Raw genomic sequence first — 22,097 nt, 5'->3', positions numbered from 1 at the left:
TCTTCCGCAGGTGGGGAGGGGAAACGGACACTGTGACACATCACAGTAACCACGGCAGCACCCAACGCATGCCAGTCCGTAGACTGTCCGCGTGCCGATCGACCGCGATGCCAGCAAGCCAGCCGGCGCGACGCCCCACGCCCGTAGCAGCCCCCTGGGCTCGCCGGCACGACCGATCAGCGTCAGCGTGACCGGCGTCGCGAGCACCATCGGCGCCGGGGGTGACCCGCTCCGGGCGAACCTCGCCCTCATGGCGCCCGGCACCGCGCTCCGCGACGGCCTGGAGCGCATCCTGCGGGGCCGGACGGGCGCGTTGATCGTCCTGGGGTACGACAAGACCGTCGAGACGCTCTGCACCGGCGGTTTCCCGCTGGACGTGGAGTTCTCCGCCACCCGCATCCGGGAACTCTGCAAGATGGACGGCGCGGTGGTGCTCTCCAGCGACGGCACCCGCATCGTCCGGGCCGCCGTGCACCTGATGCCCGACCCGTCCATCCCGACCGAGGAGTCGGGCACCCGGCACCGCACCGCCGAGCGGGTGGCCCGACAGACCGGCTACCCGGTCATCTCGGTCAGCCAGTCGATGCGGATCATCAGCCTCTACGTCAACGGCCAGCGGCACGTGCTGGACGACTCGGCGGCCATCCTCTCCCGGGCCAACCAGGCGCTGGCCACCCTGGAGCGCTACAAGCTGCGGCTGGACGAGGTCTCCGGCACGCTCTCCGCGCTGGAGATCGAGGACCTGGTCACCGTCCGGGACGCGGTGGCCGTGGTGCAGCGCCTGGAGATGGTCCGCCGGATCGCCGACGAGATCGCCGGCTACGTGGTCGAGCTGGGCACCGACGGCCGGCTGCTCGCCCTGCAACTCGACGAGCTGATGGCCGGGGTGGACGCCGACCGCACCCTGGTCATCCGGGACTACCTCCCCAGCGGACGCAAGTCCCGCACGCTGGACGAGGCCCTGGTCGAGCTGGACCTGCTCGGGGCGACCGAGCTGATCGACCTGGTCGCGGTGGCCAAGGCCATCGGCTACCCGGGCGCGTCCGACGCGCTGGAGGCGGCGGTCAGCCCACGCGGCTTCCGACTGCTGGCCAAGGTGCCCCGCCTGCCGGTGGCCATCGTCGACCGGCTGGTGCTGCACTTCGGCAGCCTCCAGCGCCTGCTCGGGGCGACTGTGGAGGACCTCCAGGCGGTCGAGGGGGTCGGTGACGCCCGAGCCCGCGGCGTCCGGGAGGGCCTGTCCCGGCTGGCCGAGGCGTCGATCCTGGAACGCTACGTCTGAGTTCTCGCTCCACCCCGTCAGGTGGTAGCAGGGGACCCCTGTTACTCGTTTCTGGCGTGCAGGGGTCCCCTGCTACCACCTCAGGGGCATGTTCCTCCGCCCCGGCGCCCGGCTGCGGACCTTCGCCGGCCCTGCCGTCCTGCTCGCGCAACAGCAGGGCTGCCCCGGGGTCAGTTGGTGATGGTGAGCTTCACCGGGGCGCTGAGCTTGGTGTCGAGCCGACCGAAGACCTGGTACGTCCCGGCGGGCGCCGGGTTCCCGTCAGCCAGGCCGTTCGCGCACCGCGTGGTGTCCTGCCCGTTCCAGGTGACCTGGTACGACCGCTCGAAGCCGGGGGTGAAGGACTGCACGTCCGAGCCCTTGGCGGTGCCGCAGGTGTCCGAGGACCACACCTTCTCCGCGCCGGACTTGACGAAGAGCTCCTGGAGGTCGGCCCCGACGTCCCGGGTGCACGTCCGGTCCGACGTGTTCCTGATCTTGAGTTGCAGGTCGACCGGCCGGCCGGAACGGACCGAAGTGGGCGCTGCCACCGGGGTCACCGAGATCTCGGCGTCGGTGCACGCGCCGGCACCACCGGCCGGCACGACCGGCCCCCCGGGCTCCGGCGGCGCGCCGCTGGTCGTCGCCGGACCGCCGCCGCCCGGACCGCCACCGGCCGGGCCACCACCGTCCGGCGCGTCGGGTCCGGCGGACGCCGGCGGCTCGCCTGACTGAGGCGTCAGCACCGAACCGCTCGGAGCCGGGTCACCCGCCGACGGTGTCGGGGTGGGCGACCGCTCCGGGCCCGCGGTGTTGTCACTCGACCCGCTGCACGAGTAGAGCACGACGATGAGGAAGAGGATCCCAGCTCCGAGTACGACGGCACGACGCCGCCAGTACACGGCGGGCGACAGGGGGCCAACCGTCAGACGCATGATGCCCCCACGGTAACGGCGCGACGGTCACCGACCGGGCACGACGCGCCGGGGCGAGAACGGCTCACCGTACCAACTCCCTCAAATGGTCAGAGATAGACCTTGCGTTGGTAGATCGCGTGCGCGCCGGCCACCCGGTCGAGGAAGAGCAGACCGGCACAGTGGTCGATCTCGTGTTGCAGGGCGCGGGCCTCGAAGCCGTCGGTGGCGATCCGCACCGGACGGCCGGTGCCGGGCAGTACGCCCTCCACCACCAGTCGGCTGGCCCGCTTGACGTCACCGGTGAGGTCGGGCACCGACATGCACCCCTCCCGCCCGGCCTTCCACCGGCTCGCCTCCACCACCCGGGCGTTGCAGAGCACGAACGTGCCGTGCACGGTCACCGACTTCGGGTGGCCGGTCACGTCGACCGCGAAGACCTGGGCACCGACCCCGACCTGCGGGGCGGCCAGCCCGACGCAGCCCGGGGAGACCCGCATCGTCGCGACCAGGTCGGCGGCGAGGCGTACCACCTCGTCGGAGGTGGCGTCGACCTCACCACCCGTCCGGCTGAGCACCGCGTGCGGCGCGGACACCACCGGCCGCACCTCGCCCGGCACACCGAGCGCCTCCGGTGTCCAGCCGTCCAGGCCGGTGATCTGCGCGGTCACAGCAGGTCCGAATCGGCCGGCCGGAGTGTCACCTCGACACCCAGGTCGGCAGCCGTACGAGAAAGCGTCTCCCGCAGCCGGTCGGCCGCCCCGACCGGCAGGTCGACCTCGGCGACCACCACGTAGAGCGCCCCGGTCAACCGGGTGGTCAGGTCCGTGACGTTGCCGCCGACGTCGGCCACCGCGCGTGTCGTCGCCGCGACGATGCCGAGCCGGTCCGCGCCGTGCACCGCCATCACGTACGGCTCCCCGGGGGGCGCCGTGGCACCGTCCGGGGTGACCGTCCGTACGCTCGCCAGCAGTTGGCCGTCGGCGGCGAGCGGGGCGAGCGCGGCCTCGACCTCGGCGGCGGCCGGGCCGACGCAGACCAGGGTCATCGCGAAGTGACCGCGTAGCCGGGTCATCGTCGAGTCGGTGAGGTTCGCGCCGAGCCCGGAGAGCACCTCCGCGACGTCGGCCACGATGCCCGGCCGGTCCCGACCGATGACGGTGATCGCGAGCTCGTTCATGCCGGCATTCTCCCGGACCAGCGGAAACCGCCGGACGGCAACCGCCCCGACCGCCCACGCTGCGGGACATGCCGGACATGGCATCATCGGCGGCGCGATGACAGAACAGAGTTTCGCCGACCGGGTCAGCCGGTGGTACGAGCAGAACGCCCGCGACCTGCCGTGGCGTGACCCCGACGTGAGCCCCTGGGCGATCCTGGTCAGCGAGGTCATGTTGCAGCAGACCCCGGTGGTACGGGTGCTGCCGGCCTGGGAGGCGTGGCTGGCCCGGTGGCCGGTGCCGGCCGCCCTGGCCGCCGAGAGTCCCGCGGACGCCATCCGGATGTGGGGACGCCTCGGCTACCCCCGCCGGGCGGTACGCCTGCACGAGTGCGCGGTGGCCCTGGTCGAACGGCACGGCGGCCAGGTGCCGGACCGGCTCGACCAGTTGCTCGCCCTGCCCGGCGTCGGGACGTACACCGCGCGGGCGGTGGCGGCCTTCGCGTTCGGGCAGCGGCACCCGGTGGTGGACACCAACGTCCGCCGGGTGGTGGCGCGCGCGGTGGCCGGGGAGCCGGACGCCGGCCCGACCACCCGTCCGTCCGACCTGGTGGCGACGGAGGAACTGCTGCCGGTGGAGCCGGCCGCCGCCGCGTTGGCGAGCGCGGCCTTCATGGAACTGGGGGCGGTGGTCTGCACCGCCCGGTCGCCGCGCTGCGCCATCTGCCCGGTGGAGTCGGTCTGCGCCTGGCGGGCCTCCGGGCAGGAGGCGCCGACCGGGCCGACCCGCCGGCCGCAGCGGTACGCCGGCACCGACCGGCAGGTACGCGGGCTGCTGCTCGCGGTGTTGCGGGAGGCGACCGGCCCGGTGCCCCGGCCCCGGCTGGACCAGGTCTGGGCCGACGACGTGCAGCGGTCCCGGGCGCTGGCCGGACTGGTCACCGACGGGCTGGTGGAGCCGGCCGGCGAGGCCACCTACCGACTCGTCGGCGACGCCCCCGCGCCGGCCGGCCAGAACCTCACCTGAGCCCGTTGCCGGGGGCGTAACCGTTACCCAGCGCGGTTGCTGCCGGCCAGGTGGTTGCAGGGGACCCCTGCAACCACCTGGCGCGGCCTTCGGCAGATGCGAAAGGGCGAGGGCCCGACGGCTTTCGCCGCCGGGCCCTCGCTCCGGTTGTTCGCCGGTTCCGCAGGTGGTGAGACCTGTCGGGTCCGACCGTTACGCCGCCTCGTCCGCGCCCGTGGCGGCAGTGCCGCCGAGGTCCGCCGGGACGGCGTCCGGCACGTCGACCGGCCGGTCCGCGCCCCGGAAGACGAGCTTGGACTTGTCGATGTTCTCCGGGTCGCCCTCGCAGTCCACCACCACGATCTGACCGGGGGTCAGCTCGTTGAACAGGATCCGCTCGGAGAGGTTGTCCTCGATGTCGCGCTGGATCGTGCGACGCAGCGGACGGGCACCCAGCACCGGGTCGAAGCCCTTGACGGCCAGGTACTTCTTGGCGCTGTCGGTCAGCTCCAGGCCCATGTCCTTGTTGCGCAGCTGGGTCTCGATCCGGGCGATCATGATGTCCACGATCGAGAGGATCTCCTGCTGGCGCAGCTGGTGGAAGACGATGGTGTCGTCGATCCGGTTGAGGAACTCGGGCCGGAAGTGCTGCTTCAGCTCGTCGTTGACCTTCTGCTTCATCCGGTCGTAGTTGGACTCGGAGTCCTCCGACGCCTGGAAGCCCAGCGACACCGCCTTGGCCACGTCCCGGGTACCGAGGTTGGTGGTCAGGATGATGACCGTGTTCTTGAAGTCCACGATCCGGCCCTGACCGTCGGTGAGCCGACCGTCCTCCAGGATCTGGAGCAGCGTGTTGAACACGTCCGGGTGGGCCTTCTCGATCTCGTCGAAGAGGACCACCGAGAACGGCCGACGCCGCACCTTCTCGGTCAGCTGCCCGCCCTCGTCGTAGCCGACGTAGCCGGGAGGCGCACCGACCAGCCGGGAGACGGTGTACCGGTCGTGGAACTCGGACATGTCGAGCTGGATCAGCGCGTCCTCGCTGCCGAAGAGGAACTCGGCGAGCGCCTTGGAGAGCTCGGTCTTACCCACACCGGACGGGCCGGCGAAGATGAACGAGCCGGACGGGCGCTTCGGGTCCTTCAGGCCAGCCCGGGTACGCCGGATCGCCTTCGAGACCGCCTTGACCGCGTCCTCCTGGCCGATGACGCGCTTGTGCAGCTCGTCCTCCATGCGCAGCAGGCGGGAGGTCTCCTCCTCGGTCAGCTTGTAGACCGGGATGCCGGTCCAGTTGCCGAGGACCTCGGCGATCTGCTCGTCGTCGACCTCGCTGACGACGTCCAGGTCGCCCGCCTTCCACTCCTTCTCCCGCTGGGCCTTCTGGCCGAGGAGCTGCTTCTCCTTGTCGCGGAGCTGGGCGGCGCGCTCGAAGTCCTGCGCGTCGATCGCGGACTCCTTGTCCCGGCGGACCTGGGCGATCCGCTCGTCGAAGTCGCGCAGGTCCGGCGGCGCGGTCATCCGGCGGATCCGCATCCGGGCGCCGGCCTCGTCGATCAGGTCGATCGCCTTGTCCGGCAGGAAGCGGTCGGAGATGTAGCGGTCGGCCAGGGTCGCGGCGGCCACCAGGGCGGCGTCGGTGATGCTCACCCGGTGGTGCGCCTCGTACCGGTCGCGCAGGCCCTTGAGGATCTCGATGGTGTGGGCCAGCGAGGGCTCACCCACCTGGATCGGCTGGAACCGCCGCTCCAGGGCGGCGTCCTTCTCCAGGTGCTTGCGGTACTCGTCGAGGGTGGTGGCACCGATGGTCTGGAGCTCACCCCGGGCCAGCATCGGCTTGAGGATGCTGGCGGCGTCGATCGCCCCCTCGGCGGCACCCGCACCCACCAGGGTGTGGATCTCGTCGATGAAGAGGATGATGTCGCCGCGCGTGCGGATCTCCTTGAGCACCTTCTTGAGGCGCTCCTCGAAGTCACCGCGGTAGCGGGAACCGGCGACCAGGGCACCGAGGTCGAGGGTGTAGAGCTGCTTGTCCTTCAGCGTCTCGGGCACCTCGCCCTTGATGATCTTCTGGGACAGCCCCTCCACCACGGCGGTCTTGCCGACGCCGGGCTCACCGATCAGGACCGGGTTGTTCTTGGTGCGGCGGGACAGCACCTGCATGACCCGCTCGATCTCCTTCTCGCGCCCGATCACCGGGTCGAGCTTGCCCTCGCGGGCGGCCTGGGTCAGGTTGCGGCCGAACTGGTCCAGCACGAGGCTGGTCGACGGCGCGGCCTCGCCGGTGGCGGTGCCTGCGGCGGCGGGCTCCTTGCCCTGGTAACCGGAGAGGAGCTGGATCACCTGCTGGCGGACCCGGTTGAGGTCGGCGCCGAGCTTGACCAGCACCTGGGCGGCGACGCCCTCGCCCTCACGGATCAGGCCGAGCAGGATGTGCTCGGTGCCGATGTAGTTGTGGCCGAGCTGGAGCGCTTCGCGCAGCGACAGCTCCAGCACCTTCTTGGCCCGGGGCGTGAACGGGATGTGCCCGCTCGGCGCCTGCTGGCCCTGGCCGATGATCTCCTCGACCTGCTGGCGGACGCCCTCCAGGGAGATGCCGAGGCTCTCCAGGGCCTTGGCCGCGACGCCCTCACCCTCGTGGATCAGGCCCAGCAGGATGTGCTCCGTACCGATGTAGTTGTGGTTGAGCATCCGGGCCTCTTCTTGGGCCAGGACGACAACCCGTCGCGCTCGGTCGGTGAACCGCTCGAACATGCCCTCGTGCTCCTCACGTGCCGTGCGCACTCGATCTTGGTGGTCAAGATTCTTGGCGGGGCCGGTGCGCGGACGACCGGGGTGGGCGTCCGTGCCTCATTACTCTATCGCCGCGAGCCGACTCCGCTGAGGTCGTGTGTCCCCGCTGGGTGCCGGGTTCGCGTCGTTTTACCCAACCGTCCGCGCTCAGGAGGTGTTCCGGGCACCTGTCCTGTACGCGCAGAGCGAAATTCGATGGGTCGGTGGACGGGGCTGGACGGGCCTCCGGGGCTCCGGACGGCTCTCCACAGGCTGTGGACAACTCTTCCACCGGTTGTGGACAACGTCCGTTCCGCCGGATTCCTTCCCGCCGGCGCGAGCCGCCGCCCGGTGGCCTGACGAGCCACCGTCCCGGGGCACGGCCGTGCTCCGGCGGGCCCGCGAGCCGCCACCCGCCCGCCCCCTGGACCCGGTGGGGAAACCGACGCCGGCCCGGAGCGGATGCTCCGGGCCGGCGTCGGTTTTACTCGGTCGAGGGTCGGCGTCAGTGGCCGGCCTTCGCGTGGAACTCGTCGACGATCTCCTGGGGGATGCGGCCCCGGTCGGAGATCTCCCGTCCTTCCCGCTTCGCCCAGTCCCGGATCGCCTTGTTCTGCGCCCGGTCCGCGGTGGCGCCACCCCGGCCGCGTGCGGCCCGACCACCGACCACCACGCCCCCTCGACCGACCTTCGAGCCGGCCGCGACGTAGGGGGCGAATAGCTCCCGCAATTTGTCGGCGTTCTTGTTGGAGAGGTCGATCTCGTACTGAACGCCGTCGAGCGCGAACTTGACGGTCTCGTCGGCGTCTCCGCCGTCCAGGTCATCGACCAGCTTGTGAATGATCTGCTTGGCCACGTGCCATTCCTTTCGAGCAGGTTCTCCTGCTAACAAGAGCACAATAGCGGGCACGATGCTGACCCCGTCAATAGGACGGCCGATTCACCCACGGGTAGCCTCGCTACTCTGGGCGCACCAAGGGGAAGAGGATGGTTTCCCGAATTCCCAGGCCGGTCAGGGCCATCAAGAGCCGGTCGATTCCCATTCCCATACCCCCGGCGGGCGGCATTCCGTACTCCATCGCCCGCAGGAAGTCCTCGTCGAGCCGCATGGCCTCGTCGTCGCCACGGGCCGCCAGCGCCGCCTGGGCGACCAGCCGCTCGCGCTGGACCACCGGGTCGACCAGCTCGGAGTACGCGGTGGCCAGCTCGAAGCCGAGCACGTAGAGGTCCCACTTCTCGGCCAGGCCGGGCTCGTGCCGGTGCCCCCGGGTCAGCGGGCTGGTCTCCTCCGGGTAGTCCCGCACGAAGGTGGGTTCCTGGAGGCCCGGCACCACCAGTTCCTCGAAGAGTTCCTCGGCGAGCTTGCCCGGCCCCCACTTCGGGTCGACGGAAAGACCGACCTTCTCCGCGTACTGCACCAGGCGGGCGTGCTCAGTGCGGACGGTGACCTCCTCACCGAGCGCTTCGGAAAGAACACCGAAGAGCGTCACCGAGCGCCACTCGCCGCCGAGGTCGAACTCCCGGCCGTCGGCGTGGGTCACCGTGGTCGACCCGGACACCGCGATCGCGGCCTGCTGCACCAGATTCCGGGTGAGCGCGGCCATCGTGTCGTAGTCGCCGTACGCCTCGTACGTCTCGAGCATCGCGAACTCGGGCGAGTGCGAGGAGTCGATGCCCTCATTACGGAAGTTACGGTTGATCTCGAAGACCCGGTCGACGCCGCCGACCACCGCCCGCTTGAGAAACAGTTCCGGGGCGATTCGCAGATAGAGATCCGTACCCAACGCATTGCTGTGCGTCACGAATGGGCGTGCGGCGGCCCCACCGTGCAGGAGCTGGAGCATCGGGGTCTCGACCTCGATGAATCCCTTGCCGTGCAACGAGTCGCGCAGGCTGCGCACCGTCGCCGCCCGCGTCCGCACCATCTGGCGGGCCTGCGGACGGACGATCAGGTCGACGTAACGCTGCCGGACGCGGGCCTCCTCGCTGAGCGGCTTGTGCGCCACCGGCAGCGGGCGCAGCGCCTTGGCGGTCACCGCCCACTGCTCGACCAGAACGGACAGCTCACCCCGCCGGCTGGTGATCACCTCGCCGGTGACCCCGACGAGGTCACCCAGGTCGACCTGGCGCTTCCAGTCCTCCAGCCGCTCGGGGCCGACCCGGTCCAGGGAGAACATCGCCTGCAACTCGGTGCCGTCGCCGTCCCGCAGGGTGGCGAAGCAGAGCTTGCCGGTGTTCCGTACGAAGATCACCCGGCCGGTGACCGCGACCCGGTCGCCGGTGGCGGTGTCGGTCGGCAGGTCGGCGTACTTCTCGCGGACCACGGCCAGCGTGCTGGTCCGGGGGTAGCCGATCGGGTAGGGCTCGACGCCGTCGGCGAGCATCCGGTCACGCTTCTCCCGGCGGACCTTCATCTGCTCGGGAAGGTCGTCGGCGGGATCGATCGGCACGGGGTTCTGCTCGGTCACGGCATGCGTCCTCAGCGGGAGAAATCGGGTGGGTCCAAGGGACGAGCCTACTCAAGCCCCTCCGGGGGCCGGCACTCGATAACCTGCCGGCATGGTCGATCCCACCCACGCCCTGTCGTTCGGTACGGCCGCCGCCGAGTACGACCGGTTTCGACCCGGCTATCCGGAGGCGGCCCTGCGCTGGGCACTCGACGGGCTCGTCCCGTCCGCCCGGATCGTCGACCTGGGCGCGGGCACCGGCATCCTGACCCGGGGCCTGCTCGCGCTCGGGCACCCGGTGACCGCCGTCGAACCCGACCCCGGGATGCGGACCCGGTTCGCGGACGCCACGGCCGGCGTCACCGCGCTGGCCGGCACCGCCGAATCGGTGCCACTGCCCGACGGGTACGCCGACGCGGTGCTGGCCGGCCAGGCGTACCACTGGTTCGACCGCGAGCGCGCGCACCCGGAGATCGCCCGGGTGCTGCGGCCCGGCGGCGTCCTCGCCCCGGTCTGGAACCTGCGTGACGACCGGACGCCCTGGGTGACCGAGCTGAACCGGATCGCCGAGATCGGCGACACCGTCGACCACCTGCTCGCGAGCGTCACCGACTTCGGCCCCGAGTTCACCGCCCCGGAGTGGGCCGAGTTCCCGCACACCACCGTGCTCACCCCGGACGAGTTGCTCGGCATGGTCCGCACCCGCTCGCACTACCTGACCGCCGCGCCGGAGCACCGGCGACGGGTCGACCGGGAACTGCGCGAACTGCTCCGCTCACATCCCGACCTGTCCGGTCGGGAGACCCTCGCCCTGCCGTACCGGACGCTGGCGCTCCGCGTCCACCGGCACTGACCCGACCGGCGGCCACCCGTCGGGCGACCTCTCCACCCCCGCCGGGCGGCCGTCCGACGGTCTCAGACGTTGCGTTCGTAGACCATGCGGAGCCCGATGAGGGTGATCATCGGTTCGTGGTGGGTGATGGTCCGGCACTCGTTGATCACCAGCGAGGCCAGGCCACCGGTGGCGATCACCGCCTTGACCTCGCCCAGCTCCTCGGTCATCCGCTCGACGATCCGGTCCACCTGGCCGGCGAAGCCGAAGTAGAGGCCGGACTGGAGGCACTCCACGGTGTTCTTGCCGATCACCGACCGGGGCTTCGTCGCCTCGACCTTGCGCAGCTGGGCCGCCCGGGCGGCGAGCGCGTCGAAGGAGATCTCGATGCCCGGCGCGAACGCGCCACCCAGGAACTCGCCCCGACCGCTGATCACGTCGAAGTTGGTGGTGGTGCCGAAGTCCACCACGATCGACGGCCCGCCGTAGAGGGTGTACGCGGCGAGCGTGTTCACCACCCGGTCCGACCCGACCTCCTTCGGGTTGTCGATGGCGAGCTGCACCCCGGTGCGTACCCCCGGTTCGACGACGACACTGGGCAGGTTGTCGTAGTAGCGCGCCAGCATGGTCCGGAGCGAGCGGAGCGCGGCCGGCACGGTGGAGCAGGCGGCGATACCGGTGATCTCCACCGCGTCCCCGGCGAGCAGGCCACGGAACATCAGACCCAGCTCGTCCGCGGTCGAACGGGCGTCGGTCTTGATCCGCCAGGAGTGCACCAGCCGGTCGCCGTCGAAGGTCGCCAGCACGGTGTTGGTGTTTCCGATGTCGATGCAGAGCAGCACGCACGCAGCCTAGACAACGTCGCCGGCGGTCACCGGGGCGCGCAGGTCCAACGCGATGTCCAGGATCGGCGAGGAGTGGGTCAACGCGCCCACCGAGAGATAGTCGACGCCGGTGGCGGCGTACTCGGCGGCGACGTCCAGCGTCAGCCTGCCGGTCGCCTCCAGCTCGGCCCGGTCCCCCACTGCGGCCACCACCTCGGTGAGCGTCGCCGGGGACATGTTGTCCAGCAGCAGGAAGTCCGCGCCCGCCTCGACCGCCTCCACCGCCTCGGCCAGCGTGTCCACCTCCACCTGCACCGCCACCCCGGGGAACGCCTCCCGCACCCGCCGGTAGGCGGCGGCGATCCCGCCGGCCGCGAACTTGTGGTTGTCCTTGATCATGGCGACGTCGTGCAGGCCCATCCGCTTGTTGGTGCCGCCGCCGGCCCGCACCGCGTACTTCTCCAGGGACCGCAGCCCCGGGGTGGTCTTCCGGGTGTCCAGCACCATCGCCTTCGTGCCGGCCAGCACGTCCGCCCAGGCCCGGGTGTGGGTGGCCACCCCGGACATCCGGCAGAGCAGGTTGAGCGCGGTCCGCTCGGCGGTGAGCAGCGACCGGGTCGGACCGGTGACCGTGGCCAGCACGTCACCGCGCGCCACCCGCGCGCCGTCGGCGGCCACCAGGGACACCTCGACCGTACGAGGGTCGCCGGTCACCGGGCCGACCAGCTCGAACACGGCCGCCGCTACGGCCAGCCCGGCGACCACCCCATCCGCGCGCGCCACCAGGTCGGCCGTGTCGGTCTGCCCGGCCGGGATGGTGGCGAGACTGGTGACGTCCCGGAACTCCGGACCGAGGTCCTCACGCAGGGCGGTCTCGACGATCCGCCGTACCTCCGCCGGGTCCAGCCCGGCCTCCCGCAGCGCCTGCTCCGTCCACTCCCTCACCGGGCCTCCTCGATTCGCGACTGCCGGGCTCGCCGGACCGGCGCACTCCGCCCGCGGACACCTCCGTACTCGCCCGCGGGCCACATGCTCACGCGGACGCCTCCGCTCACGACCGCAGCCCACCCGGCGCTCACGCAGACGCCTCCCACCGGTGGGTCAGGCGGCCGTCCGTCCCGATCGCCCCGACCAGGTGGCCGCGCCACGTCTCGTCGGCCGTCGGGAAGTCCTCCCGCCAGTGGCAACCCCGGGTCTCCCGACGGGCGTACGCGGCGGCGACCAGCGTCGACGCCACCGTGATCAGGTTCGTCGCCTCCCAGCTCGCCGTACGGGGTGCGCCCCGACCCGCGCCCAGCTCGGTCAGCGTTCCCGCCGTCGCGGCCAGGGTCTCCGCCGAGCGGAGCACGCCGGCCCCCCGGGTCATCGCCCGTTGCAGCACCGGAGTCACCTCCGCCGGCACCACCCAACCGCCCCCGCCCCGCCACGCGCCGGTCGGCGCGGGCTGCGCCTGCTCGGGCAGCCCCCGGGCGATGTCCTCGGCGATCCGCCGGGAGAAGACCAGCCCCTCCAGCAGCGAGTTGCTGGCCAACCGGTTCGCCCCGTGCACACCGGTGCAGGCCACCTCGCCGCAGGCGTACAGGCCGGGAATGGAGGTCTGGCCGCGCAGGTCCGTGCGGACGCCGCCGGACGCGTAGTGGGCGGCCGGAGCGACCGGGATCAGGTCGGTCGCCGGGTCCACCCCGATGGCCAGGCAGGACGCCACGATGGTCGGGAAGCGGCGGGCCAGGTGCGCGCCGCCCAGGTGCCGGGCGTCGAGGTAGACGTGGTCCGCGCCGGTGGCCAGCAGCACCCGGTGGATGCCCTTGGCGACCACGTCGCGGGGAGCCAGCTCGGCCAGCTCGTGCTGCCCCACCATGAACCGCTTGCCGTCCGCGTCGACCAGGTGCGCGCCCTCGCCGCGCAGCGCCTCGGAGACCAGCGGCTGCTGGGCGTGCCCGGCCCCGGACACCCGGGCCTGCTCGGGGACGATCAGCGCGGTCGGGTGGAACTGCACGAACTCCACGTCGGTGACGGCCGCCCCGGCCCGCAGGGCCAGCGCGACACCGTCCCCGGTCGACACGGCCGGGTTGGTGGTCGCCGCGAAGATCTGGCCCATCCCACCGGTGGCCAGGACGACCGCGCGGGCCAGGATGGCGCCGACGCCGTCCTCGCTCCCCTCGCCGAGCACGTGCAGGGTGATCCCGCAGGCCCGGCCGAGCCCGCCGGGGCCGTCCCCGGGGGCCCGGAGCAGATCCAGCACCAGCGCGTGCTCGACCAGGCGGATCCACGGGTCGCGGCGGACCGCCGCGTGCAGCGCCCGCTGCACCTCCGCGCCGGTGGCGTCCCCTCCGGCGTGCACGATCCGGTCCGCCCGGTGCCCACCCTCCCGGGTCAGCATCAGCGACCCGTCCGGGTGCCGGTCGAACTCGGCCCCGATCCGCATCAGCTCCCGCAGTCGGGTCGGCCCCTCCTCCACCAGCACCCGCACCGCCGCCGGGTCGCAGAGCCCCACCCCGGCGACCTCGGTGTCGTACGCGTGCGCGTCCGGCGTGTCCGCCGGGTCGAGCACCGCGGCGATTCCTCCCTGCGCCCAGCGGGTCGAGCCCTCGTCGATGTTCACCTTGGTGACCACGGTGACGTGCAGCCCCGCCTCCCGCAGGTGCAGCGCGGCGGTCAGGCCGGCGACCCCGGACCCGACCACGATCACGTCGGTGGTCTCCACCCAGCCGGGCGCGGGCGCGGCCAGCAGGTCGGGAACGCCGGGCAGCGCGACGGTCGACAGCTCCATGAGCACAGTCAACCGCGTCGGCGGCGGCGGTGCACTGGCGGGGCCGCACCGAGTGGCGCGGCCGACGCCGCAGCCACCCCGACTGCCCGGCGAGGGGGCGATCAGCGGATGGGCAGGACGGTCGGGCCGGCTCCCTTGAGCGAGCGGGTCACCGTACGGTCGCTGAGCCACAGGTAGCAGCGGACGCCCCGGTCGCCGGCCTTCCAGCGGGCCGCGCCGGGTGGGCGCACCACCAGGTCGGTGCGGAACTTCAGGTAGTCGTCGACCGGCAGGCCGGCGTAGCGGGCCAGGACCGACCGGCAGCCGGCGTAGAGCGGGGCCCAGTCGCCGGGCTTCACCGGGTACGGGGTATCCGGTGCCTTCCACACCCCGACGAACTCCGCGTTGTGCGCCTTGGCACAGTCGGCCGGGGTGACCGCCTGCACGCCCAGTTCCGGGCCGGTACGCGCGTTCTGGCAGCCCAGCCGGAGCGGGGCGGTGGCAGCCTTCAGGGCGTCGCGCAGGCTGCCGGTGCGCAGGACCGTCCGGGCGGCCCGTTCGACGGTGTCGACCTCGGTCAGGTCGCACCGGTACCAGCGGGCACCGGCCGCCCAGCCGACCTTCGACGGCAGGGCCACGCCGAGCCGCAGCCGACCGGCCCGCCACTCGTCACCCACGTACGCGGAGGTGCGGGTGTCACAGTCGGCGAAGGCGGCCCGCATCGACGGCGAGTCGACGGCCGGCGGGGCGGTGACCGCAGCGGGGAAGGTGCCCACGTGCGTGGTCTCGACCCGGTGCGGGACGCCGCAGTCCACCGGCTCGAAGGTGGCGAGCGGGACCACGTCGGCGAAGTCGGCCACCTGGCAGACCCCGGCCGGCGGCACGAACGGCCCGGGGGCGGCCAGGGCGGCCCAGTCGTCGACCAGGTCGCCGTCGAGCCCACCGGCGTCGGCGCAGCCGGCCAGCAGGGCGGCCGTCAGCAACGCGGCGGCCAGGCTCCTCCTCGCACGGCGCATCGCGGCCTCCCCCAGCCAGCGGCCGTCGCCCGACGGCGCGCGGTAAGGGTAACCAGAAATGACCCTCCGGTAACAGACCGGATTGGTGGGCCGGAACCGGACACCCCGACCCGGTGCCGCCCCGGCCGACCGGTGACGGCCGGGTGGTCAGCGGGCGGCCAGCAGGTCACCGCGGACCGGGTCGCCGACCATGCCGGGGGCCACCCCGGCCGGGTCGGCACCCAGCTCGATGACGCGGTTGTCGGCGTCGACGTGCACCACCCGGGGCTGGTACGTCCGCGCCTCGGCGTCGTCCATCTGCCCGTACGAGATGAGGATGACCAGGTCACCGGGGTGCACCAGGTGCGCTGCGGCCCCGTTGATGCCGATCACGCCGCTGCCCCGCGCACCGGGGATGACGTAGGTCTCCAGTCGCGCGCCGTTGGTGATGTCCACGATCGCCACCTGCTCGCCGGGGAGCAGGTCGGCGGCGTCGAGGAGATCCTGGTCCACCGTCACCGAGCCGACGTAGTGCAGGTCGGCCTGGGTCACCGTGGCCCGGTGGATCTTCGACTTCAGCATCGTGCGGTACATCGGGGTCGCCTTTCGCGCATCGGGTGCCGGGCCGGGCCGGTCAGGCCCGGTCGGGAGGGTCATCGGGGGTCGAGCCGGATCGCCATGTTGTCGATGAGCCGCGTCGTGCCGACCCGGGCCGCGACCAGCAGCCGGGCCGGGCCGGTGACCGGGCCGGGTTCGAGGTCCGGGTCGGTGAGGACCAGGTAGTCCAGTTCCACGTCCGACCGGTCGCCGAAGACGGCGTTGGCGGCGACCAGCACGTCGGCGGCGGACGCGCCGTCGGAGGCGGCGAGCGAGCCCGCGTGCAGCGCCGCCGACAGGCTCCGCGCGGTGACCCGCTCGGCCGGGGACAGGTAGCGGTTGCGACTGGACAGGGCCAGCCCGTCCGGCTCGCGGACCGTCGGCACGCCGACCACCCGGACCGGCACGTCGAGGTCGCGGACCATCCGCCGGACCAGGGTGAGCTGCTGGTAGTCCTTCTCGCCGAAGAACGCGAGGTCGGCCCGAGTGAGCTGGAGCAGCTTCAGGACCACGGTGAGCACCCCGTGGAAGAAACCGGGACGGCTCTCCCCCTCCAGCTCGCCGCCGAGCCGGCCCGGGTCGAGACGCACCCCCGGTGCGCCGTCCGGGTACATGTCCGCCACCGAGGGAGCGAAGACGAGGTCCGCGCCGGCCCGCCGGCACACCTCCAGATCCTCGTCGAGGGTGCGTGGGTACCGGTCGAAGTCCTCGTTCGGGCCGAACTGCAACGGGTTGACGAAGACCGTCACCAGCACGTGGTCGGCCTGTTCCCGGGCCGCCCGCAGCAGCGACTCGTGCCCGCTGTGCAGGGCACCCATGGTCATCACCACGCCGACCGTGCCGGTCAGGGCGGCCCGCGCCGTCGCCAGTTCCGCGCGGGTGTGCACCACCGCGGTCACGCCACCGCCTCCCTACGTGCGCCAGCCAGCACTCCGAGCAGCGGCTCCGCGTCGACCGGACGGAGCCGTCCGGCGGCGATCGCCCGGTCGGCGGTACGCCGGGCCAGGGCCAGGTACGCCCCGACCGAGTCCGGCGCCGTCGCCACCAACCGGTCGAGATGCCGCGCGACGGTGCCCGCGTCGCCACGCGACACCGGGCCGGTCAACGCGTCGTCCCCGAGTCGCAGGGCGTTCTCCAGGGCTGCCCGCAGCAGCGGGGCCAGCACCCGTGCGGGCTCGTCCACCCCGGCGTCGCGCAACCGGTCGGCCGCCTCGTTGACCAGGGTGACCAGATGGTTCGCGCCGTGCGCCAGGGCCGCGTGGTAGAGCGGCCGGTCGGGCTCGGCGATCCACTCGGGCACGCCGCCGAGGTCGGCCACCAGCCGGGCGGCCAGCGCCCGCAGCTCCGGCGGGGCGGTCACGCCGTACGAGACACCGGGCAGGCGGTCGAGGTCGTCGGGCGTACCGGTGAAGGTCATCGCGGGGTGCAGCGCCAGCGGCCGGGCTCCCACCTCGGCCGCCGCGGCGAGCACGCCCAGCCCGTGCGCGCCGGAGGTGTGCGCGACCACCTGACCGGGGCGGAGGACGCCGCTCTCGGCGAGCCCGGTCACCACGGCGGCGAGCGCGTCGTCCGGGACCGCGACCAGCAGCAGGTCGGTGGCGGCCCGGGCGACCGCCAGCACCGGGCGGCGCGGGACGTCGGGCAGCAGCCGGGCGATCCGGGCGGTGGACGCGCTGGAGACACCGGCGGCGGCGACCACCCGGTGGCCGGCGGCGGTGAGCGCCGCGCCCAGCACGGCACCGACCCGACCGGCGCCGATCACGCCGACGGTGAGATGACGGGGGAAAGAGACGGTGCCCGGCGGTACGGCGGCGGCGCCGGTGGGCGCGCCGGGGCGCGGGCGCAGGGATGCGCTCATGGCGGTGATCCAGTCCTCGAAGGTGGGGTACCGGTCAGCGCAAGTATGCGCCGTGGTGATCGGACCGCACAGACAGGTGTGAAAACGTTCACCGGTGTGGGTCGGGCGGAATGTTCACCGACGCGGGTCGGGCGGAACGGACGGCCCGCGGACCGTAGGGTCGGCACGGTGACCCCACCTGAACCCGGCACGGAACCGACGGGCACCGGTTGGCGGACGGCGATGACCACGGCGCTCTACGGTCCCGGCGGTTTCTTCGTGGCCGGCACCGGCCCGGCGGCACACTTCCGGACCAGCGTGCACGCGTCCCCGGTGTTCGGCGCGGCGCTGCTGCGGCTGGTCGAGGGAGTCGACGCGGCGCTCGGCCGTCCCGACCGGCTGGACGTGGTCGACGTCGGCGCGGGCCGGGGTGAGCTGCTCACCACCCTCGCCCGGCTCGCCGCCGCCCGACCGGCGGACGGAACCGACGCCCACCCGTACGCGATCGACCGCCACCCGGACCAGGCCGGTGGGGCACGACCGGCGGACGCCGCCGGGCCGCCGCCGCTGGTCGACCGGCTCCGGCTCACCGCGGTCGAGGTGGCCCCCCGGCCCGCCGGGCTGTCGCCCGCCGTCCACTGGCGGGACCGGCTGCCGGAGGGGATCACCGGGCTGCTGCTGGCCACCGAATGGCTGGACAACGTGCCGCTGGACGTCGCGGTGGCCACCGACGACGGCTGGCGCACCGTGCTGGTCGACCCGACAGGCGGCGAGTCGGTCGGCGGGCCGGTCGACGCCGTCGACGCCGAGTGGCTGGCGACCTGGTGGCCGGCGGTGGTCCCCGGTGGGCGGGCCGAGATCGGGCGGCCCCGCGACGCGGCCTGGGCGGCGGCCGTACGCGCCGTCGACCGGGGACTCGCCCTGGCCGTCGACTACGGTCACCTGCGCTCCGGTCGTCCGCTCGACGGGACGCTCACCGGGTACCGGGCCGGGCGGCAGGTGCCACCGGTGCCGGACGGTTCCTGCGACCTCACCGCGCACGTCGCCGTGGACGCGGTCGGCGTCGCCGGCTCGGCGGTGGCCGGTACGCCGTACACGCTGCGGGGGCAGCGGGAGGCGCTGCGGGCGCTCGGGGCCGACGGCGGGCGACCGCCCCTGGCCCTGGCCGCCTCCGACCCGGCCGGATACGTGCGCGCGCTGGCCACGGCGTCGGCGGTCGCCGAACTGACCGACCCGGCCGGCCTCGGCGGGCACTGGTGGCTGCTGCAACCGGTGGGCATCCCCGCGCCGCCGCTGCCGGCGTCCGGGGCCGCCCCGCCGGCGGCCCGCTGACCGGCGTCCGTGGCACGATGTCGGCATGACCACCGACGCCGGGAGCCTGCGTGAATTGACCGTCGGCACCGGGACCGGTCTGGACACCGCCGACATGGTGCTCAACATCGGCCCGCAGCACCCTTCCACCCACGGGGTGCTCCGGCTCAAGCTGGTGCTCGACGGCGAGCGGGTCGTCGCCTGCGAGCCGGTCGTCGGGTACATGCACCGGGGGGCCGAGAAGCTCTTCGAGGTCCGCGACTACCGACAGATCATCGTGCTGGCCAACCGGCACGACTGGCTGTCGGCCTTCGCCAACGAGCTGGGCGTGGTGCTGGCCGTCGAACGGCTGATGGGGCTGGAGGTCCCGGAGCGGGCGGTCTGGCTGCGCACCGCGCTCGCCGAGCTGAACCGAGTGCTCAACCACCTGATGTTCCTCGGGTCGTACCCGCTGGAGATCGGCGCGATCACCCCGATGTTCTACGCCTTCCGGGAACGGGAGACCCTCCAGACGGTGCTGGAGGAGGTCTCCGGCGGCCGGATCCACTACATGTTCAACCGGGTCGGCGGGCTCAAGGAGGAGGTGCCGGCCGGCTGGACCGGCCGCGCCCGGGCCGCCATCGACGAGGTGCGCCGCCGGCTGCCGGACCTGGACCACCTGATCCGGCGCAACGAGATCTTCCTGGCCCGGACGGTCGGGGTCGGGGTGCTCTCCGCCGCCGACGCCGCCGCGTTCGGCGCGTCCGGCCCGGTCGCCCGCGCCTCCGGGCTCGACCTCGACCTGCGCCGGGACGAGCCGTACCTCGCCTACGGCGAGCTGGACGTGCCGGTGGTCACCCGCACCGCCGGGGACTGCCACGCCCGCTTCGAGGTGCTGCTCGACCAGGTGTACGTCTCACTCGACCTCGCCGAGCAGTGCCTGGACCGGGTGGACCGGCTCACCGGGCCGATCAACACCCGGCTGCCAAAGGTGGTCAAGGCCCCCGAGGGGCACACCTACGCCTGGACCGAGAACCCGCTCGGGATCAACGGCTACTACCTGGTCTCCCGGGGCGAGAAGACGCCGTGGCGGCTGAAGCTGCGCACCGCGTCGTACGCCAACGTCCAGGCGCTGGCCACCCTGATCCCCGGCTGCCTGGTGCCCGACCTCGTGGCGATCCTCGGCTCGATGTTCTTCGTCGTCGGCGACATCGACAAGTAGCGGTCGGGGCGGCGGTTACGGCGGGGCGCCAGGCCAGCGCCAGCGTCCCGGGCGTCTGGTCAGCGCCAGCGTCCCGAGAAAAGCCCGGTCAGCGCCAGCGTTCCGGGGAGTCGTCGGCGCGCCCACCGCGCTCCCGGGAGGAGCGGCCGTACCGGTCCGGGTCGGGCTCCGACCGGCGGCCCCGGGACGACGGCTCCGGCCAGTCGCCGGCCTGCCGCCGGTCACGCGGCGGCGACCACTCCGGCTCGGCGGGCGGCGTCGACCAGCCGGGTGCCGGCTCGGAGCCGCGCGGCGTCGACCGTCCCTCCGCTCCACGGCCGCCCGGGGCGGGTCGCCACTGCTCCGGCACCGGCACCCCGCCCGGCGGCAGGGCCCGGTCCGGCTCGGGCCGGTGGCGGTCCCGCCGGGGGTACTCCGGGCCGGCTCCACGGCCCTCGTCCCGGTCGTACCCGTCGTCGGGATGCCCGCGCCGGGGTCGCCGGACGGCGGCCCAGTGGTCCTCCACCCGCATCTCGGTGCCGTCGCCGTCGGCGTGCACCGCCGCCCGCCGTTCGCCCATCCGCAGTTCCCGGCCGTGCTCGTCGTCGCGGACGGTCGCCCACCGGCCGCCGGCGGAGACCTCGGACCAGTCGTCGGCACCGGCGTCCGCCGGCGGATACGCCCGCCCGGAGACCCGCTCCGCCGCGCCCCGGCGGGACCGGCTGTCGCCACCGGTCGGCCCGGTCCGCTCACCGCCCGGCGCGTACCGCTCGTCGGTACCGGGGGCGTACCGGCCACCGGCCGGGGTTCGCCAGTCCGGGTCCGGGCCACCGCCGTGACCGGGCCAGTCGCGGGTGCCGTCCGGCCCCGGCCGGTCGTCCGGACCGGACCAGGACCGCGCGCCACCGGGACCCGGCCCGGTTGGCGGGGTGTCCCAGGAGCGGTCGTGGTGTCCGGGCCGCGCCGACCCGCGCGGACGGCCCGGCCGGGCGTGGTCCTCCCGTGGCGGGTAGCCGTCCCACCGGTCCCGCTCCGGGCCGCCGTGTCCCGTCCAGGGCTGCTCCTCCGGTGGCGTCCACCGGCCGTAGCCGTCGCCCGGCCCCGGGTCCGGGGCGGTGCCGTCGACGATGGTGTGCCGGGTGGTCACGTGGACGGTCTCGGTGTGCCGCACCACGCCGACCGGGCGGGGCGGCACCTCCGGACCGGGCGCGGCCCCGGGGCGGACGTCGTGTCCGTCGGAACGTGGCGGACCTCCGTACACTCCGCCGGCCGCGCGCTCGGCGGCGTACCCGGGAGTGGTGTGGGGCCGGGTGGTCGACTCCCGGTCCGCGTACCAGTCCTCGGCCGTCCGGTGGTCGCGGTACGGCTCCCCGTCCGGCTCGGGGGCCCGTCGGCGCCCGGTGGCGGGCTCCGCCGACCGGCGTCGCCCGTCCTCCGGGTCGTCCGCGCGACGGCGGCCGCCCGGCGGCTCGCCGACCCGGCGGCGGTCGTCCTCCGTCGGCTCCGCCGACCGGCGGTCCTCCTCCGGGTCCCCGGCCCGACGGCGGTCGTCCTCCGACTTCCCAGCCCAGCGGCGGTCGTCCTCCGGATCCCCGGCCCGACGCCGGCCCGGCGCGGCCCCGGCCGACCGGTGGTCGGTCGCGGCGGCCCGCCGGGGGTCGTGGTCCCGCCCCGCGTCCTCCGGTTCCGGCTCGTCGGCCGGTCGGATCGGGTCCGCCCCGGCCACCGTCACCCGCGCGCGCCCGGCCCGGGGTTCGACGACCGGCACGGGTGGCGCCGCGTCGATCCGGCCCCGGGGCGCCGCCGGTTCGGCGGGCCACCGGGCCGGGTCGGCGTTCGGCGGGGCGGAGTGGGCGACGGCGGCGAGTTCGGCCCGCAACTCGTCGATCTCGTCGGCGAGCTGCCGCACCTCGGCGGTGGCATCCGGGCGGAGGCTGATCGACAGGCCGATCATGGCCACCGCCGCGATCGCCAGCACGGCGGCGACGCGCAGCAGGCCGTTGCCGTTGGCGACCAGCAGCAGCAACGCCGCGAGCGCGGCGACCGCCAGACCGGCCCGGAACAGGAGGGTCAGCCGCGACGGGCCGCGTTTGTCGTCCATGGAGACCGGAACGGGCATGGGTGTGCAGCCTACCGAGCGTTCCTGGGACGAAAAAGCCGACGGCGCCCGAAACCGGGCACCGTCGGCACAACGGTACGGGCCCGTGCGCCCAGGA

19 protein-coding genes are annotated in these 22,097 nt (G+C 73.6%); 5 read left to right on the top strand and 14 right to left on the bottom strand.

Annotated features, from left to right (window positions below; all coding sequences use genetic code 11):
- The first annotated feature begins 91 nt into the window (after positions 1-91).
- A complete protein-coding gene (disA, locus tag GA0070618_RS12390; RefSeq protein ID WP_088981775.1) occupies positions 92-1,282 on the top strand; it encodes a DNA integrity scanning diadenylate cyclase DisA in 1,191 nt (396 codons plus the stop codon).
- A gap of 170 nt (positions 1,283-1,452) precedes the next feature.
- On the opposite strand, the gene GA0070618_RS12385 is transcribed toward disA, so the two are convergent.
- From GA0070618_RS12385 to GA0070618_RS12375, 3 genes are all read right to left on the bottom strand, one after another.
- Entirely contained in the window at positions 1,453-2,196 is a 744-nt protein-coding gene (locus GA0070618_RS12385) for a hypothetical protein (protein ID WP_088981774.1), read from the bottom strand.
- An 89-nt stretch (positions 2,197-2,285) separates the two neighbouring features.
- Complete coding sequence (locus GA0070618_RS12380; RefSeq protein ID WP_088981773.1) at positions 2,286-2,846, bottom strand: peptide deformylase; 561 nt, start codon at positions 2,844-2,846, stop codon at positions 2,286-2,288.
- Positions 2,843-3,355: a glycine cleavage system transcriptional repressor gene (locus GA0070618_RS12375; protein ID WP_088981772.1), complete on the bottom strand. Its 513-nt coding sequence runs from the start codon at positions 3,353-3,355 to the stop codon at positions 2,843-2,845. The genes GA0070618_RS12380 and GA0070618_RS12375 overlap by 4 nt, the downstream gene beginning before the upstream one ends.
- 97 nt (positions 3,356-3,452) lie before the next feature.
- On the opposite strand from GA0070618_RS12375, the gene GA0070618_RS12370 reads away from it, so the two are divergent.
- The gene (locus GA0070618_RS12370) at positions 3,453-4,361 is read left to right on the top strand and encodes an HhH-GPD family protein (protein ID WP_088981771.1); all 909 of its coding nucleotides are present in this window, start codon (positions 3,453-3,455) and stop codon (positions 4,359-4,361) included.
- Between the two features lie 192 nt (positions 4,362-4,553).
- On the opposite strand, the gene GA0070618_RS12365 is transcribed toward GA0070618_RS12370, so the two are convergent.
- The 3 genes from GA0070618_RS12365 to lysS form a co-directional block, all read right to left on the bottom strand.
- A complete protein-coding gene (locus GA0070618_RS12365) occupies positions 4,554-7,091 on the bottom strand; it encodes an ATP-dependent Clp protease ATP-binding subunit (RefSeq protein WP_088981770.1) in 2,538 nt (845 codons plus the stop codon).
- A 523-nt stretch (positions 7,092-7,614) separates the two neighbouring features.
- The gene (locus GA0070618_RS12360) at positions 7,615-7,965 is read right to left on the bottom strand and encodes a histone-like nucleoid-structuring protein Lsr2 (protein ID WP_088981769.1); all 351 of its coding nucleotides are present in this window, start codon (positions 7,963-7,965) and stop codon (positions 7,615-7,617) included.
- Between the two features lie 103 nt (positions 7,966-8,068).
- Positions 8,069-9,577, bottom strand: coding sequence for a lysine--tRNA ligase (lysS, locus tag GA0070618_RS12355; protein ID WP_088981768.1), 1,509 nt, complete (start codon positions 9,575-9,577; stop codon positions 8,069-8,071).
- A gap of 91 nt (positions 9,578-9,668) precedes the next feature.
- Here lysS and GA0070618_RS12350 point away from each other — a divergent pair, with 91 nt between their 5' ends.
- Entirely contained in the window at positions 9,669-10,409 is a 741-nt protein-coding gene (locus tag GA0070618_RS12350) for a class I SAM-dependent methyltransferase (RefSeq protein ID WP_088981767.1), read from the top strand.
- Between the two features lie 62 nt (positions 10,410-10,471).
- On the opposite strand, the gene GA0070618_RS12345 is transcribed toward GA0070618_RS12350, so the two are convergent.
- The 7 genes from GA0070618_RS12345 to GA0070618_RS12315 form a co-directional block, all read right to left on the bottom strand.
- Positions 10,472-11,230, bottom strand: a complete 759-nt coding sequence (locus GA0070618_RS12345) for a type III pantothenate kinase (protein ID WP_088981766.1) — start codon at positions 11,228-11,230, stop codon at positions 10,472-10,474.
- A 9-nt stretch (positions 11,231-11,239) separates the two neighbouring features.
- On the bottom strand, positions 11,240-12,157 hold the full coding sequence (gene nadC / locus GA0070618_RS12340) for a carboxylating nicotinate-nucleotide diphosphorylase (RefSeq protein ID WP_088981765.1): 918 nt from the start codon (positions 12,155-12,157) through the stop codon (positions 11,240-11,242).
- Positions 12,158-12,287: 130 nt separating this feature from the next.
- Positions 12,288-13,982, bottom strand: coding sequence for an L-aspartate oxidase (locus GA0070618_RS12335; protein WP_088981764.1), 1,695 nt, complete (start codon positions 13,980-13,982; stop codon positions 12,288-12,290).
- A gap of 101 nt (positions 13,983-14,083) precedes the next feature.
- The gene (locus GA0070618_RS12330) at positions 14,084-14,977 is read right to left on the bottom strand and encodes a septum formation family protein (protein ID WP_088981763.1); all 894 of its coding nucleotides are present in this window, start codon (positions 14,975-14,977) and stop codon (positions 14,084-14,086) included.
- A 147-nt stretch (positions 14,978-15,124) separates the two neighbouring features.
- Complete coding sequence (panD, locus tag GA0070618_RS12325) at positions 15,125-15,550, bottom strand: aspartate 1-decarboxylase (protein ID WP_088981762.1); 426 nt, start codon at positions 15,548-15,550, stop codon at positions 15,125-15,127.
- Between the two features lie 59 nt (positions 15,551-15,609).
- Positions 15,610-16,452, bottom strand: a complete 843-nt coding sequence (gene panC, locus GA0070618_RS12320; protein WP_088981761.1) for a pantoate--beta-alanine ligase — start codon at positions 16,450-16,452, stop codon at positions 15,610-15,612.
- A complete protein-coding gene (locus tag GA0070618_RS12315; RefSeq protein WP_088981760.1) occupies positions 16,449-17,411 on the bottom strand; it encodes a Rossmann-like and DUF2520 domain-containing protein in 963 nt (320 codons plus the stop codon). The genes panC and GA0070618_RS12315 overlap by 4 nt, the downstream gene beginning before the upstream one ends.
- A 222-nt stretch (positions 17,412-17,633) precedes the next feature.
- On the opposite strand from GA0070618_RS12315, the gene GA0070618_RS12310 reads away from it, so the two are divergent.
- Both GA0070618_RS12310 and GA0070618_RS12305 read left to right on the top strand, forming a co-directional pair.
- Positions 17,634-18,722 (top strand): SAM-dependent methyltransferase, encoded by a 1,089-nt coding sequence (locus tag GA0070618_RS12310; RefSeq protein WP_088981759.1) that lies wholly within the window; start codon positions 17,634-17,636, stop codon positions 18,720-18,722.
- A gap of 25 nt (positions 18,723-18,747) precedes the next feature.
- Positions 18,748-19,902 carry an NADH-quinone oxidoreductase subunit D gene (locus tag GA0070618_RS12305; protein WP_088981758.1) on the top strand — a complete coding sequence of 385 codons (1,155 nt, stop codon included), beginning with the start codon at positions 18,748-18,750 and terminating at the stop codon, positions 19,900-19,902.
- Positions 19,903-19,990: 88 nt separating this feature from the next.
- Here GA0070618_RS12305 and GA0070618_RS12300 read toward each other — a convergent pair whose 3' ends face one another.
- Entirely contained in the window at positions 19,991-22,000 is a 2,010-nt protein-coding gene (locus tag GA0070618_RS12300; protein ID WP_088981757.1) for a hypothetical protein, read from the bottom strand.
- Between the last annotated feature and the right edge of the window lie 97 nt (positions 22,001-22,097).

Source organism: Micromonospora echinospora, assembly GCF_900091495.1.
Taxonomy (GTDB): Bacteria; Actinomycetota; Actinomycetes; order Mycobacteriales; family Micromonosporaceae; genus Micromonospora; species Micromonospora echinospora.
The sequence above is the reverse complement of the archived record's forward strand: the minus strand, read 5'-3'. Positions and strand labels throughout refer to the sequence as shown.

Bases quoted from the DNA above. Each gene is read 5' to 3' on its own strand.
- GA0070618_RS12385 (WP_088981774.1), bottom strand. From the start codon at position 2,196: ATGCGTCTGACGGTTGGCCCCCTGTCGCCCGCCGTGTACTGGCGGCGT.
- panD (WP_088981762.1), bottom strand. From the start codon at position 15,550: ATGTACCGCACGATGCTGAAGTCGAAGATCCACCGGGCCACGGTGACC.
- GA0070618_RS12335 (WP_088981764.1), bottom strand. From the start codon at position 13,982: ATGGAGCTGTCGACCGTCGCGCTGCCCGGCGTTCCCGACCTGCTGGCC.
- GA0070618_RS12330 (WP_088981763.1), bottom strand. From the start codon at position 14,977: ATGCGCCGTGCGAGGAGGAGCCTGGCCGCCGCGTTGCTGACGGCCGCC.
- GA0070618_RS12365 (WP_088981770.1), bottom strand. From the start codon at position 7,091: ATGTTCGAGCGGTTCACCGACCGAGCGCGACGGGTTGTCGTCCTGGCC.
- GA0070618_RS12375 (WP_088981772.1), bottom strand. From the start codon at position 3,355: ATGAACGAGCTCGCGATCACCGTCATCGGTCGGGACCGGCCGGGCATC.
- GA0070618_RS12300 (WP_088981757.1), bottom strand. From the start codon at position 22,000: ATGCCCGTTCCGGTCTCCATGGACGACAAACGCGGCCCGTCGCGGCTG.
- GA0070618_RS12370 (WP_088981771.1), top strand. From the start codon at position 3,453: ATGACAGAACAGAGTTTCGCCGACCGGGTCAGCCGGTGGTACGAGCAG.
- GA0070618_RS12305 (WP_088981758.1), top strand. From the start codon at position 18,748: ATGACCACCGACGCCGGGAGCCTGCGTGAATTGACCGTCGGCACCGGG.
- GA0070618_RS12350 (WP_088981767.1), top strand. From the start codon at position 9,669: ATGGTCGATCCCACCCACGCCCTGTCGTTCGGTACGGCCGCCGCCGAG.
- GA0070618_RS12315 (WP_088981760.1), bottom strand. From the start codon at position 17,411: ATGAGCGCATCCCTGCGCCCGCGCCCCGGCGCGCCCACCGGCGCCGCC.
- GA0070618_RS12310 (WP_088981759.1), top strand. From the start codon at position 17,634: ATGACCACGGCGCTCTACGGTCCCGGCGGTTTCTTCGTGGCCGGCACC.